Origin of the sequence: Bradyrhizobium sp. BR 1432 (assembly GCF_051547705.1) — a bacterium.
GTDB lineage: Bacteria > Pseudomonadota > Alphaproteobacteria > Rhizobiales > Xanthobacteraceae > Bradyrhizobium > Bradyrhizobium zhanjiangense.
In genome coordinates this window covers 3088703-3103169 of the sequence record NZ_JBPUGF010000003.1, presented here as the reverse complement: position 1 = coordinate 3103169, position 14467 = coordinate 3088703, and the positions used below count along the sequence as shown (strand labels likewise).

Here is a 14467-nt window from a genome sequence, read left to right as displayed (position 1 = left end):
TGGGCCGTCAGGCGGCCGCGATCGCTCGAAACTGGGTGGTTCAGGAAGAAAAATGGTGGGCGCACAAGGGATCGAACCTTGGACCTCTCCCGTGTGAACCACAATCCGTAGAGCCAGGCTGACCACACGCAGCCACAGTTTTGTCGAAATAATTCATTTTATTACAGTTGTTTATGGCAATTTTTGCCTCAGTAGGCCATAAGCGGCCATACTGCATTTTGTGTGCCCCTGTTGTGCCCGCCGCAGATTTTCCCTGGGGCACAGAATGCCGGGTAGGTCTGAGAGCTGGTTCCTCTCGTGGGGCACACCTGGGGCACACAGGGGAGGGATCATGACAGCGCCGACCAACCAGCTGACGCTCACCGACGCGGTGATCCGCAACGCCACGCTGCCGCTCGGCAAGGCGCAGCATTATCTCCACGACGACAAACTGCCCGGCCTCGCCCTGCGCATGCGCGCCACGGGCGGTCGAACCTGGGTTTACCTCTTCACCAAACCGGGGGTGAGGGGGACCCAGCGAAAGACCCTCGGCCCGTGGCCCAAATATAATGAGAAGGCCGCACGCAAGGCTGCCACCATCGCCGCAGGCGAGGTGGTCAAGGGCATGGACCCCAACGACGCGAAACGCGAGGCGAGGCGGCAACAAGCGGCCGAAAAGCAGCGCACCACACTGGCGGACCTCATCGTCGAAGATGGTCCCTACCAGACGTCCTTGACCGGACGTCAGGTCGTCAACTGGAAGCCGGCAGTGTCGGCGTTGCGGCGCGGGCTCAAGGAGCACGCCGAGAGCGGCGTGGGGGACCTGACTCGGCGGCAAATAATGGCAGCCGTCGACAAGGTTGCGAAGACGGGTAAGCGGGGCGCGGCCAAGGACCTGCGCAAGCACACCCACACGTTCCTCGAATGGTGCGTTGGCGAGGACTACGTCGACCACAATGTGCTCGCTGGCTATCGCGAACCCAAGGAAACTCGTGCGCAAAGGGTCGGACGCCGAACGAAGGGCCGCGCACTGACCGACGAAGAAATCATCAAGGTCTGGCATGCATCGGGCAAGCTCGGCACCTTTGGGCTCCTGGCTAGGGTGTGCTTGCTCGGTGGCCCGCGCCGGAGCGAGCCAACCCTGATCGAATGGCAAAAGCACATCATGCACGATCGCATCACCTTCGATGCGGCATGGACAAAGATGGGTTTGCACCACGATGTCCCGCGCACTCACCTCGTTGACGACGTACTCGCGGCCGCGAAGCATTTTCAGCGCGCAACGTCCGACTATGTCTTCCCGTCACCGAAGACCGGTGGCCAGATGTCGGGGTTCACCAAGATGCTCAACCGTTTGGTCAAGGAAGCGGGGGTCGCCAAGTTTACTATGCATGACTTGAGGCGCAGCTTGCGCACCATCATGTCACGTTGCGGCTACGACAACGAAATCCAGCGGCTTTGTGTAGGGCAAAAGCCAAGCGGAATCGATCAGGTCTACAATCATGACGAACGGTGGATCATCCGCAAGATGGCATTCGAAGCAGCTCATGACTACATCGCGGAATTAGTCGGCGCGATGCGGGTCGGTAAGGTCGTGCGCCTGCAGCGGACGAATCCACTGGACCCGATTAAGGCCGAGCTGCTCGGCCGTCTCCGCGAGCATTATGCGGCTGGGACGGCTTAGTGGCCTTATCGCATCTGGCCAGATAGTCCCGCACCGCATCGACCCGATAGAGCGGGCGGCCATCGACGTAGCGCCATTTCAGCGGGTGGTTCGGATCGCGCCGCCACTGCTCCAGCGCTCCGGGTGTACGCCGGATGACCGCGGCTGCCTCCAATGCCGTCAAATTGGAGCTGCCTGGCAGCGTATCGATATCGAACGTCGCGGGCGGTGGCATGCCACGGTTCTTGCGACGACGCTTAGTGGCAGGCGACATTGTCCCAGTATCCGACGACCCTAATGCCTCGATCTGGCTCTTTTCGTCCTCGCCACCCATGCCTCCGCTCGAATCACAATCCGTCTGACGCAATAAGACCTTAGACTTCTCAAGCGGAAAAGAAATCGAGAGCGCAGATATGGCTGCTGGGTAGCTGTGGCGTACAAATAGGACGAATGGTCCGACTGGACTGGACCGTTCGAGCAGGTTTTGACCAGGCACTTTTGGGATTGCAGACCGTCCAGGACGCCGCACGCCCTGGATTCGCTGCAGCGCGTGGGAGCACGCTAAGGAATGGATAGGACGGCAAGGAGTGCGAGCGCGGCGATAACGCAGAGAACCACTGTCTTGGCGATCACCGCGCGTCTCTCGATTTGCTCGGCCGCAAATCCGAAACCTCGGGCGAGACTGAGTAAGCTGTCCCGTTCGAGTTCTCCTGGTGAATGCTCAGCCTGTAGCAGGTAACTCTGCTCCAGCCGCCGGAACTCTTTCGCCCGCAATCTGCGCGCACGCACCGCCATACGCATTGTCCCTTTCCAACCAGCTTACCAAGATGCTCGAAAGCTATCGGCGAAGTGCGAGCCGGATGTGACTGCGAGTCCACCAAATCACGTAGTTGAGACCGCAGGATCAGGTCAGCAAACTCCGGCGAATCTGCCGTTCACGCGGAGGGGAGCCATGAGGGCCGGTGATGAGTAAGGAAAGAGAAGGCGAAAAGGGAGCAATGAGGGGCGGAGGGAAGGCACGAATTCTTTGTAGTGAATCTGACCAATGGCAAGCTGAAGGGGCACGTGTTGTGGAGAAGCGGCGGCAATGAGATCAAGCTCACGTCAATGGGCTTGAGCCCGCCAGGGGTTCGCCGGGAAAGCAGTTTTTTCCATCCAGTGGTAACCGGGATTATTGGCGCTGGTCGGAACGATTCAGGGAGTACCAGCTGAATTGCTACGATGGCGACACCTATGCCCTTTCACCATCAGCGGCTACGGAATCGGGGTGCTTGTTACCGCGACGAGCCCCGATACGTGGAAATGGTAGCGTAGCGCAGGGGCAATGCCGCCCTTCGCGGCCTCGCCTATGGCCGCAATCCCACGCTTCATCCGTCTGGCGCCTTACCCGAGGCGGTCGCGCGTCATGGAAAACTGCCCCTCGGCGTCACGAGGAATTGCCCCCTCCTTGGATATCCCTCTCCAAAAGTGCACCACTGAGGCAGGATTGTGCCGGTCTTCTCGTCCTGTGTCCTTATCGTCCGATCGGCGAGCAAGCCAGCATCGTCCACGACGATCCTCTCCCGGCTGGTCTCGACCGATTGGGCCTCGAATGCGCCATCGAAGTCGTTGTGCTCACGGTCATACCAGATCGTCCAGCGGTTGCCTTCCAACCGTTCAAGCTTGAAGCATATGCTGCCTTGCGGCGTATCGAAAAGGGCGTCCCCCTCCGCCAGTAATATCCATTAAGCAATTGTTTTTTATGAATAATTCTGCTCTTTGCGAGCGCCGGCCCTAGCATCGGCCCTAACAGTATTGTTGGTGACTTATTCAGCGCAGCCTCTGATGTGGATTGCGTAGTCGAGGACCGCCAACAGGCGCGGGTCCAATTGACTCCGTGTATTGTCTCTGCAACACCGCCTCACAGTTGCGTCTGGAAAACGCACGCGATTCTCAGGCGGTTTTTCCAAAGTTTTTGTCTTTTATGGATTTGGCATGGTGGCCATCACGCTCGACCTTAAATTCCGGGTAGTTCCAGCAGATCGCCAAGTCTTCATAGCATTTCCCGGAAAGGGCTATGGACTGTATTCCACCTTCCACAAGCTCGACCGGATCTTTCCTCAACTACCGGGCTTGGAGCTGTTTGCTGGTCGGCCGTTTTCTGAGCAGCCGGAGATCTTGGCGCGCATCGCGCGCGCACGCCGACTCCGTAATTGGCATCGATCAAAACGACAAAGCGATCCTCCGAGCCGTCGGCTCTCCGAATACGATAGGGTCGACGCCGGGCTCTATACCCATAAGGGCGTGCTTGCAGGGTTCTTCGAGCGAGCCAAGAAGGGCGATCTGGTGGTGGTACCGCCAGGGGAATTGGTCGGTCACGTCCTAATCGGAGAACTTCAGGACGCTCCCGAAAAATTCGAAAACATCGAAATCCCCGAGCTGTTTGATCGCGACGAGGTGCCGACACGCAAGGTCAAATGGCTAGCCTCGACGCCAAAAGCCGACTTGTCTCTGGGAATGCTGCGGCGGTTTCCGAAGCCAAATGCGTTCACCACTCTTGATCGGGAATTCTACCAGGAAATATTTTCACTCGCGTACGGGTCATACTCACTCGAAGATCTTTATGTGAGCAGATTCGATGTAACCGAAGCTGACTTTAGCACCATCGACGACTATCGCATCCAGCAGCTTTTTAACGCGGTGGCGGCGATGTCGCAGCAGCACAATCTCGGCACCTCAGGTGCTCGCGAGGCCGTCCACGACGCCGACGGTTGGGATGGCATCATTGATTTGCTCACGGACCACTCCTACATACCAGACCTTAGCGTTAACATTAATTCGCCAGGATCTTTAACGCTTTCGTGTCAACGGACTGTGCCACTGGTAGTGGCCGCATTGATCGCGCTGTCTTCGCTGGGGGCGATGGCAAGTTGGACCGCAGCCCAAGCCGAGACAATTACAATCAAGAACTCTGCGGCACCCGCGGGCGACAGTTGCACAGCCGACGTGGCTCAAGAAACGCTGGAGCAGTTAAAGCTGATGGGGTACGCTCGGTGGCAGAACCTCTGTAAGAAGATCGCGGAGACCAAGGTAAATACTGGCCTCAAGGAACAGTCCTCGGCGAAGTAGGTTCCGGATATGTATATCGACACGTGGAAGACATATCTTAGGGATACGGCACGCGCGACATTGCAGCCCGCGAGCGTGTTGGCGATGCTGTATGCGCTCTTGGCGTTCATCGCCACTCAGGGGGTGGACTACTACAAGCACCGACAGGACGCTGTCGAGAAGCGCACCTCCGAGCAGATCGTCTCGTTCATCGAGTCCACCAAACAGTTCGACACGCTCGTTGCGATCCTTGCGCATTCGATCATGGACTCGGAGAGCGGTACCGGCGCAAAAAGCCAGCTGCGGACAAACATCAATCACCAATATTCCGAGCTTCAGTATCTTGATAGTTTGATCTCTGACAAGTCGGCCGCGGCAGAATATCGCGCGAGTCTCGTTCGGTTGAATGACGAGATCTCTTCGGTCAACGGGACCGAAGGCATGAAAGGATACTGGGAAGCCGTTAGCGAGGTGCTGACTGCTCGGAAAAAGCTCACGACGGATCTTTCTGGCCGTTTAACGGTAGCCATCAACTGATCGTTGAAATCACTCGCCCGCTCTGCGATCCGCGCGGGGAATTGGCCGCCGGTTACGAGTTACTCCAGCCTCATGTTTCTGAGGGGCGCCCGAGCCTCTGGCTGATCGACGACTTAGACAAGGCGATGATCGCGCCCGGAAGGCAGGGCTCGCTAAGGTCGGCATAGTTCGAAAGGTGCCTTGATCTCCCGCGCAAGTTGCGGAAGGCTGCCCTGGGGAAACAGGTTGGGGATGCGCATTATCATCATCTTTGTGCTGGCGGTTGCGGCACTGATCTACGGATTTGCGCCGCCTGCTGCGCCTCCGTCGGCGCCCGCGACGTTTGCTCAAGCCTCGCGGGGGCCTTCAGAGACGCCGAGGCCGGATCCGCGCTCAGAAGCTCCCAGAGCGCCACAGGCGCTCCCGTCGGCGCCGCTGGACATCAGGCCGCAGGCTCAGCAGCCAGCATCCCCGGCGCCGCGCCAAGCCGCTCCGGCTTCATCGCCGGCGCAAGCCCAGTCGAAAGGCAAAGAGACCGCGGCCGTCCTAACCGCCGCGGCCATCGCTGCGTTGATCGTGGCCGAGAGCCGCCGAGCATACCACGCGACCGGCCATCCCTGTGCTTGCCCAGATGACAGCATGCGGAACGGTCGCGCGTGCGGTGGTCGCAGCGCTTACAGTCGGCCGGGCGGAAGGTCGCCGCTTTGCTATCCCACGGACGTGACTGAGGCGATGATTAAGGCGTACCGCGCCCGCCAGATCGCCGAGCGATGAAGGGGAGATAATTTGATGCGCGGTTCAGTCCTCTGGGTATTGGCCATCGGTCTCATCGTTTCCGCTGTTTCTCCGGCAGCATCACAGCCCGCGAAGAGCGCGACAGACGCCATATTCGGGTTCATACTTTCGAAGCCGGATCACTCAGCAGCAGGGCGATCGAAGTTGGCGGGCCTCTTCTTTGTATATTGCCAGGAGGTAATCAATTCTGTTCCTACCAACACGCCGGCCGAGCAAGCTTGAGTAGAGACAGAAATGCACACCAGCGACATGAAGCGTCTATCTCTGCCTTGCAGCGTCCAGTTGAATATGCACGCGATCAACTTGCCGACGTCTTCTCCGGCTGTATGAGCAAGCTTGGGGGCGCTTCAGGACGCCCAGGAGCGTCAGGATCGCCGCAAGGAGGCAGTGACGTTTGTGAGCATGGCAATCAACTTCAACGAGAATGCGGATATCGCAGGATATGGGGAGCGTGTGGGTTTGTCGCCGACTCTCAATCTTCAGCCGGTCGGCTCACTTAGGGGGCCCTGATGATTGCCGCCATGAGGTCTCTGGACGGCAGCTAGCGCGTCTAACAGGCGGTCCCAAACGATGAGCAGCGACCTTTACTTTCTCTACGATCAAGTCGTTGAGTCGCTCACCCGGCTTCATGCTTTGCCTCGATGAAGGCGAGAGATTTGGGAGGCAACAACGACATTGAAGAGGACGTCGACAACGTCGCAGAGCTGCTCTTTAGACGTGATCTCCTCACGTTTGCTGCCTCGACACGCAACTTCGCGGAAGCATCCGCTGCGGTAAAGGAAATGCGGGCAATCGGCGTGCCGACATGCAAGCTCTTGCCGCCGCCTGTGGCCTCTTTTTTTGCGGAAGGCGCCGAGACGATCACGCTCTATCAGGTTCTCAGTCGAGTTCTGCACTCAAGCTCGATCGAAGTTCTGCGTTCTGCAGAACACTACGATTATCAGGCTGCAACATCGAGTGAAGCTCTCCTACAGATGATCTCACAGCGGGTGGAGCGAAAGCCCGAACGGTCTGAACCGTTGATCCTTCTGAAGGGCGAAAAGGATACGACGAGAACTATAGGCGATCAGTGATTATGCCAGAGAACAGACTACGAGACATTCCCATCACGTTCCTGTCCGATGACGGCTTGCCCTCCACAGATCATGCGAGAGGATTTCAGAGTCAGTCATTTTCTCTACCCCACGCAGCCGGTCCTTATATCCGCTTCGGATTTATATCCCGATGAGATCCGCGAGGCGCCTACTAGAGTTGATTGGTCATGATGCTGGCCGCCTGGACGACTCCCGTTCCGGGCTGGCCTGGATAGCCGAATGAAGTTTCAGGAAGCGCCATGGCGCACGGGTTCTGGTCCCGACCGCCGAAATCGAGCCCCATTGGCAGATACTGCTTTCATAACATTAGCAACTAACGCAGCCAGCAGCAGAAGGACATCCTCCTATATGAGCGGGGCTCTATCAGCGTAGCTTTCGGGCGCCGGTTCAGGGCTTCGGCAACTGGACGTCGCCATCGGTGAAGTGACGACATCCGACGCCACCGACTACAACGTCTGGCTGTCGCCGAAGTGCAAGGTGTAGGTGTTGGTCGAACTGGAGCGAGCGGGGCGAGGGCCAGTCCGCCCAGGAGATTGCCGACCGGGCCAACGGGCAATTGCTTACATTGAAGGACGCGACCAGCTTCGCGCTTTCACCGCCGCCGATCGAGGGCTTTGGCAACACTAGCGGCTTTGCCTTTCGGCTTCAGGATCGTAACGGTCTGGGTCAGGCAGCACTTGCGGAAGCGGCCGAGCTGCTTGAGAAGGCCGGCAAGAGTCAGGTGCTCGCAGACCTTCGTGTTGAAGGATTGTCCGACGCCGCGCAAGTTTTGCTCATTATCGATCGCGAAAAGGCCAACACGTTCGGCGTGACCTTCGCCGACATCAACAACACCATCACGGCCAATCTCGGCTCGTCCTACATTAACGACTTCCCGAACTCCGGTCGCATGCAGCGGGTCATCATCCAGGCTCGGGGGGCGACCGCCTTCGGGTGGAGGATCTGCTGAAGCTCAACGTCCGCAATGCGGGCGGCGGCATGGTGCCCTTGTCTGCGTTTGCCATAGCGCAGTGGCGGAAGGGACCGCCGCAGATCGTTGGATATAACGGTTATCCGACGGTGCGCATCGCAGGCGAGCCGGCTCCAGGTCATTCGTCGGGTGCAGCGGTTGCCGAGATGGAACGACTTGCCTCCGAGCTGCCGAACGGTATCGGTTCCGAATGGACCGGGCAGTCGCTGGAAGAGATCAAATCAGAATCGCAGGCGCCAATTGGTTCGGCCTCAGCATCCTCTTCGTCTTCCTGCTGCTCGCCGGCCTCTACGAAAGCTGGTCGATCCCGCTCTCAGTGATGCTCGTCGTGCCGCTTGGCGTAATCGGTTGCGTCTTGGCCGTGATGCTCCGCGGAATGCCGAACGACCTCTACTTCAAGGTCGGGCTGATCGCCATCATCGGCCTGTCAGCGAAGGATGCCATCCTTATCGTCGAATTTGCCAAGGACTACTATGCTGAAGGCCGATCGCTAGCTGATGCCGCGGTTGACGCCGCTCGCGTCCGCTTCCGGCCGATCATCATGACGTCTCTCGCCTTCACGCTCGGCCTCGTCCCGTTCGCCATCGCGTCGGGCGCCAGCGCAGCTAGCCAGAACGCTATCGGGACCGGCGTTCTCGGCGGCATGATCTCGGCGACCGTTCTTGCGATCTTCTTTGTCCCTGCCTTCTTCGCGTTCGTTCTGCGAGTGATGCGGACAAGAAGGACGGCTTCGAACGATGATGCGGCAGTCGATCCTTCGCCTGCGAACACATCCGAAGCGTGGCGTTCAACGCGACCTCTCGAATAGGGGCGATCAGTGCATCCCACTCTCATCGCATATGGCAATCTCGCGCTGGCCATTATTTGCGAAGTCGGAGGATCCGCACTTCTGCAGAGGTCTGACTGGTTCACCAAGCTTGTTCCGGCCGCGGCGACGGGGTTGTGCTATCGCGTCTCGTTCTATTTGCTCTCTGTAGCATTGAAGGACATTCAACTTGGTGTCGCCTACCCGTGATCCAAGGAGCCAAATGCCTGAGTACGTCGAAGGATTCGCGTTAGAAAATTTTCGCGGTGTGGGACCGGTTCTCCAAGAACTTGGGGCGTTTAAGACATTCAACTTCTTTGTTGGCGCGAACACGTCGGGAAATCAACCGTCCTTGACGCGATCCATCGCCATTTTTGGCTCAACGAAGGAACCTACATTTACGGCGCTCGATACCTACATCGGTCAAAAGGCCTGACCGATGCAATTTGGCATTGGTGTGCAGAAGGAGACCTTCGCATCTCTGGAAGCGGGCGCTGCAGCGCCTTGGCCTCATCCCAAGCCGCACGTATCCAGACGTCGTACTCCTCAGGGGTGATCAGGATCACCAGCATCGCCTTCGTGATTTGAACCTGCAATCTAGGTCAGAAGGAAGCCGACGAGGGGGCACCACGTGCCTTACGGTGCGCTGTCGCCGCCGAGTGCGGGCCCGCTTTCGATTTTGCGCGACAGAGGTTCCGTTGGCCTGATCTGCCGCCGGAGGTCTTTCAATATTCCTCTTTGTGAAGGTAACCTGCACTTCTCCCATGGGCTCGCGAACTGCCCTATGCGAATGATTGGATGAGGTATCGTAGGTTTGGTTGGTGTGGGGAAAGGCGGTAGCGCTCCCCCGCTACCAATCGTACGAGTTTCTCCGCCAAGCTACGATTTTCCGCGACACCATGCGCTCGAAGGTAGCGCTTCGGGCCGGCGACACGGGTGGTCGCCAGCGCTGGATCAATGGCGGTTGAGCCGATACCGTCGACCGTTGACGCGTCCATCGTTAACAACGCCGCGCCGCTGCCTCTACCGTCTCCGAACGCGTATCCAAGGCGGCCGGAAGAACATTGATCGGCAGATCGCCAAAGCCGAGGCGTAGAACGGCGAATAAATCTCCAAACCAAGCGCCGTCACCGACTTGAAGCTCCGACTTCGGGAATGCCGACCAGAAGCGCCCAACGCTCCTGCGATATTAAACGCGTCCGGGTTCAATCGAAGGCAGCACGATGCGCCGCCATCCGGCTTCACCCAATCGACAGGGCTCTTCTGGTTGTTGACCTAGGCCGCAACCGTCGAGAGCCCGGTCGCAAGGGGCCTTTGATCTCCACGTCAAACGCGCCCTGGCGGGGCGAGGAGCCTACGCATGTCTGGCGGCAGTTCATGGCGAAGCGGGCACTTTTTTCATCGATCGCTTCCCCAATCCAAACGCACTCAGGATATTTGTTTGGATCATCTCAGCGACGTCGATGGTGTGAGACGAGCGCGAAGAGCTCAAACTTGTCATGATCGAAATAGCTCGCGCATCGCCGGTGGCGATTGCCGGGACGCCTTTGGGGAAGTGCAGTGCGGATAGAGGCGCTTGAGCTTGCCATGGCTGCTCTGCAGCTACCGGAATCACGCCTTTGAATTTCTCGATCATGATTCCGATGTGGATGCTCCTCGTTGCAAGAAATTCTGAGAGGACTCGTTACCGGAATGCCGTCCAAACACAATAATGGCAAAGAGTCGCGTGCGGAACTCTTCGGATGGGGCACACGGTTTCTAGAGCATTTTTTCGTGGAGCGTACCTGAACAGTGGAGCTTTCTTGAACGTCGTGGTCTTTGTTCAATCAATAGAAGATCACGAAGACGATTTTTTCTGTGCCCTACATTGTCCATCATGATGTCTATCAATTTCGCGTGTGGTGCCTGGTGTCAACAGGCGAGTACGGAGCGGAACAATCAAGCAAATTGTGTTGCGACGATGCCTGCCGCTGCGGCGGGCAAGGCGAGGATATTTTGTCGCTGCGGCGCGACGCATCCTGCGTTCGGGGTGTGTCGCCGTCGTCGGTTGGTCGCTGTGCGAGCAGGCTCACGCGCTCGATTTCTTTGGCCTTTTCGGTTCCGACGATCCGCCGCCGGTCAGCGCCACGACGCTGTCCTATCGGCTGGAGATTGAAGCCAAGACGCTGGATGGCAAGAATGATAGTGACGCCGAGCAGGTGTTGCGCGATGCCTCCGGCACCTATCGCCTCCGACAGGAACCACCGCCGGACGGCGAAGGTCTCGTGCGCCGGCTTCAGGCCGATATCAATCCGCTGCTCGATGCCCTTTGGGGGCTTGGCCGCTATAACGCCCAGATCGATGTAACCGTGGACGGAGTTCCCGTATCCCCCGACGAGACCGGGCTCGCCGCCGCGGCGCGTCGGGCCGACACCTTTCGCAATCGGTCGGTCGTTCCAATCAAGGTCACCGCACGGCTCGGTCCCTTGTTCAAGCTGCGCACCGTCGAAGTGGACTATGCGCGCGAGCAAGCGCCGCGTGGATTGCCGCGCCGCGCCTTTGCGCTGAAGTCCGGCGATCCCGCGATCTCGGCCGACCTGCGCGCCGCGCAGGTGAAGCTCGTGGACTGGTTCCGCAGCAACGGACATCCGCTTGCGAAGATCGCCGACGTCAAGGCCACCGTCGATCATGCGGCCGCCGCAATGGATTTTCGGCTGCGGGTCGAAGCGGGCCCCAAAGCCGGCATCGGCGCCGTCACGATCTCGGGCGGAGATGTCGACCCGAGGGTCGTGGCCACGCATGTCCACCTGAGGGAAGGCGAGCCTTATTCGCCCGAGCGGCTCGCCTTGACGAAAACCTCGATCGCAAGGATCCCAGCCATCGGAGGAATTCGCATCCGCGAGGCCGACAAGCTCGATGCCAATGGCAACCTGCCGGTCTTCATCGATTTGACGGAAAGGCCCAGGCACGCGGTGGGTCTCTCGGCGAAATATTCCACCGTCGATGGTCCCGGCATTGCGGGCTATTACGAGGATCGGAACATATTCGGCGGCGGCGAGCGCCTGAGGCTCGAAGCCTCGGCCTCGCTTCTGCAACGGGTCGACGGCACGTCCTTCAACGGCTTCCATAATCTCCACGCGTCGGATTTTGGCGCGCGATTGACCGCTACCTTCATCAAGCCGGGCATGTTCGGTACGGCCAACGATCTTCTGGTCGAGGCCACTGCGTTCCGCGAGCGTGTCGGCAACAACGACCTCGGCGGTTACGCCGACGATACGGTGCGCGGCACGTTCGGCGTGATCCACCGCTTTTCGGAGGCGGCTTCGCTGCAGGCCGGCCTTCAGGTCGAGCAATCGAAATCGCTGGACGTGCTGGGGCGGGTCGACGCGACGCTGATCGGCTTCACCGCGACCGGCCGCTACGACACCACCGACAATCCGCTCGATCCCACGCGCGGTGTGCGCCTCTCGGCGACCGTCAATGCCTATCCGAAGCTGATGGGCTCCACGATCGATCTATTCGAAGGGCGGATCGCGGGCTCAGCCTACTATACGCTCGACGAGCAGGCCAATTACGTTCTGGCGGGCCGGTTGGCCGCAGGCTCGCTTGCGGGAGCGCCGCTCGCCGAGATCCCGGATGCGCATCGCTTCTTCGCTGGCGGCGGCGGATCCGTGCGCGGATACGGGTTCAATACCATTTCGCCGATGATGTTCGGTCAAATCACCGGTGGTCGCAGCCTGATCGAGGGCTCCGCCGAGGTGCGGGTGAGGATCACGCCCACCATCGGCCTCGTGCCATTCTTCGACTTTGGCAGCGCCTCCCGATCATCCCTGCCGGGCTTCGATGATTATGTGGGCTACGGGGCGGGACTTGGCTTGCGTTATCTCACGCCGGTCGGCCCGATCCGCCTCGATGTTGCGACGCCGCTGAATCCACGCCCCGGCGACAGCCGCTACGCAATCTATCTCAGCATTGGGCAAGCGTTCTGATGCGCATCCGACGGCCGCTCATTGTCCGTTCCGCCGTCGGGCTCGTCTGCGTCGCGTTGCTCGGCCTCGTAGGCTACGGAATGGTGGGCGGGAGCGGCGAGAACCAGCAGGATGTGCTGGCCAGTCTTGTCTCGCGAACGCTCTCGACGCCGGCGACCCAGGTCCATGTCGGCGCCGTCGATGGAGTGTTGTCCTCGGATGCCACGGTCCGCGACGTCAGCATCACCGACAAGGACGGAGTTTGGCTGACGCTCGACAAGGCGCGCCTCGTCTGGCGACGCAGCGCACTGCTGCTGGGGCGACTGGAGATCGACCGTCTCGAGATCGGCACGCTTGAGATCAGGCGAAAGCCTCTGCCATCCGACCAGCCTGTCGCCGAGTCCGACCAGCCGATCCTGCCCGACCTTCCGGTGAAGGTGCAGGTGAAGGCTTTCGACCTGCGAGCCCTGACGCTTGGGCAGTCCATTCTGGGTGAAGCCCTCAGTGTCGCGGCGACCGGCAATACCGAGCTCGGCTCGCCCGCCGAAGGGCTCGTCTTCAATCTCGACGCCATCCGCAAGGATTTTCCGGGCCGCTTCAAGGCCGCTCTCGCCTACGTTCCGCAGGGAAATGCGCTGACCCTCAACGTCACGCTTGACGAGCCGGCCCATGGACTCATGTCGAAGCTCGGCCATTTGCCGGGCGAGCCGCCCGTCACATTCGCAGTGGGCGGCCAGGGTACGCTCGACAGCTTTCGAGGTGCCCTGAAGTTGCAGGCCGGCCCCACAATCGATGCGACCGGCACGATTACGCTTGACCGAAACGGGGCGGGCCGAGTGCTTGCAACGCGCCTTACTAGCCATCTCGGGCCGTTGTTGCCGGCAATTGCCGCGCCGGTCTTTGCCGGTGAAACCAAGCTCGACAGCACGACGCGTATTGGTGACGACGGCAGCGTCGCCCTGAACGGGCTGACGCTCACGAGCCGTCTTGCGCGGCTCGACGCGAAGGGCTTGCTCGGAGCCGACAAGATGATGGATTTCGCGGCTTCCATCCGCGCCCTGCCAAGCAACGGCGACGTGACCGAAACCGACCACGGCTCGATCCGCAGCCTCGTCTTCGATAGCCACGTCAACGGCCCGATCAAGGCTCCCACAGCATCGGTCAAGCTCGCGCTGTCGGGTGCTCATCTACCGGACGGAGACGTCGAGACGCTTGACGCTTCTGTCACGGCCCTCCCTCGCGCCGAAGCCAGCGATCCCGCAACGCGTATCATCCTTGACGCGAACCTGCGCGCCTCCGGCATTGCGGCACGCGACGCGAGTTCTGGCGGCCGCGATCGGCAGCACCGCATCGCTCGTGCTCCACGGCGATACGGACCTCGGCGGCCGCGCCAGGATCGAGCGTCTCGAGATCGGTACCTCCACGGTTCAGGCGACCTATACAGGTGATGTCAGCGCCGATCGCCTGCATGGCCGTGCTGCCGGAACCGTGCCCGACCTCGGCAACTTTGCCGACCTTGCCGGGCTGAAGCTCAAGGGCTCGGCGGCGTTCGGCCTCGATCTCGACGCGGACCTCCAGCGTGGCAGCTTTGACGCCCGAATGTCAGGCACT

10 protein-coding genes and 1 pseudogene are annotated in these 14467 nt (G+C 59.9%); 9 read left to right on the top strand and 2 right to left on the bottom strand.

Features of this window, described 5'->3' with window-relative positions; translation table 11 throughout:
• Nucleotides 1-331 precede the first annotated feature (331 nt).
• Nucleotides 332-1663 carry a tyrosine-type recombinase/integrase gene (locus ACSKB8_RS14765; RefSeq protein ID WP_438104865.1) on the top strand — a complete coding sequence of 444 codons (1332 nt, stop codon included), beginning with the start codon at nt 332-334 and terminating at the stop codon, nt 1661-1663.
• Nucleotides 1664-2203: 540 nt separating this feature from the next.
• Here ACSKB8_RS14765 and ACSKB8_RS14760 read toward each other — a convergent pair.
• Nucleotides 2204-2443 (bottom strand): hypothetical protein, encoded by a 240-nt coding sequence (locus ACSKB8_RS14760; protein ID WP_438104864.1) that lies wholly within the window; start codon nt 2441-2443, stop codon nt 2204-2206.
• Between the two features lie 1173 nt (nt 2444-3616).
• Between ACSKB8_RS14760 and ACSKB8_RS14755 the strand changes: the two genes are divergently transcribed.
• The 6 genes and pseudogenes from ACSKB8_RS14755 to ACSKB8_RS14730 all read left to right on the top strand — a co-directional run bounded on the left by ACSKB8_RS14755 (nt 3617) and on the right by ACSKB8_RS14730 (nt 9345).
• Complete coding sequence (locus tag ACSKB8_RS14755) at nt 3617-4750, top strand: hypothetical protein (protein ID WP_438104863.1); 1134 nt, start codon at nt 3617-3619, stop codon at nt 4748-4750.
• A 9-nt stretch (nt 4751-4759) separates the two neighbouring features.
• Nucleotides 4760-5266, top strand: a complete 507-nt coding sequence (locus ACSKB8_RS14750) for a hypothetical protein (RefSeq protein WP_438104861.1) — start codon at nt 4760-4762, stop codon at nt 5264-5266.
• A gap of 1430 nt (nt 5267-6696) precedes the next feature.
• The gene (locus ACSKB8_RS14745; RefSeq protein WP_438104859.1) at nt 6697-7113 is read left to right on the top strand and encodes a hypothetical protein; all 417 of its coding nucleotides are present in this window, start codon (nt 6697-6699) and stop codon (nt 7111-7113) included.
• Nucleotides 7114-7627: 514 nt separating this feature from the next.
• Nucleotides 7628-8912 (top strand): annotated as a pseudogene (locus tag ACSKB8_RS14740) (efflux RND transporter permease subunit); the annotation flags it as partial.
• Nucleotides 8913-8921: 9 nt separating this feature from the next.
• The gene (locus ACSKB8_RS14735; protein WP_438104857.1) at nt 8922-9119 is read left to right on the top strand and encodes a DMT family transporter; all 198 of its coding nucleotides are present in this window, start codon (nt 8922-8924) and stop codon (nt 9117-9119) included.
• Nucleotides 9120-9132: 13 nt separating this feature from the next.
• Nucleotides 9133-9345 (top strand): hypothetical protein, encoded by a 213-nt coding sequence (locus tag ACSKB8_RS14730; protein ID WP_438104856.1) that lies wholly within the window; start codon nt 9133-9135, stop codon nt 9343-9345.
• A 939-nt stretch (nt 9346-10284) separates the two neighbouring features.
• Here ACSKB8_RS14730 and ACSKB8_RS14725 read toward each other — a convergent pair.
• Nucleotides 10285-10545 (bottom strand): hypothetical protein, encoded by a 261-nt coding sequence (locus tag ACSKB8_RS14725; RefSeq protein ID WP_438104854.1) that lies wholly within the window; start codon nt 10543-10545, stop codon nt 10285-10287.
• 316 nt (nt 10546-10861) lie between these two features.
• Here ACSKB8_RS14725 and ACSKB8_RS14720 point away from each other — a divergent pair, with 316 nt between their 5' ends.
• Together ACSKB8_RS14720 and ACSKB8_RS14715 are read left to right on the top strand one after the other, a co-directional pair.
• Complete coding sequence (locus ACSKB8_RS14720; protein ID WP_438104853.1) at nt 10862-12877, top strand: autotransporter assembly complex protein TamA; 2016 nt, start codon at nt 10862-10864, stop codon at nt 12875-12877.
• Nucleotides 12877-14304 carry a hypothetical protein gene (locus ACSKB8_RS14715; RefSeq protein ID WP_438104851.1) on the top strand — a complete coding sequence of 476 codons (1428 nt, stop codon included), beginning with the start codon at nt 12877-12879 and terminating at the stop codon, nt 14302-14304. Before ACSKB8_RS14720 ends, ACSKB8_RS14715 begins: the two co-directional genes overlap by 1 nt.
• The last annotated feature ends 163 nt before the right edge of the window (nt 14305-14467 follow it).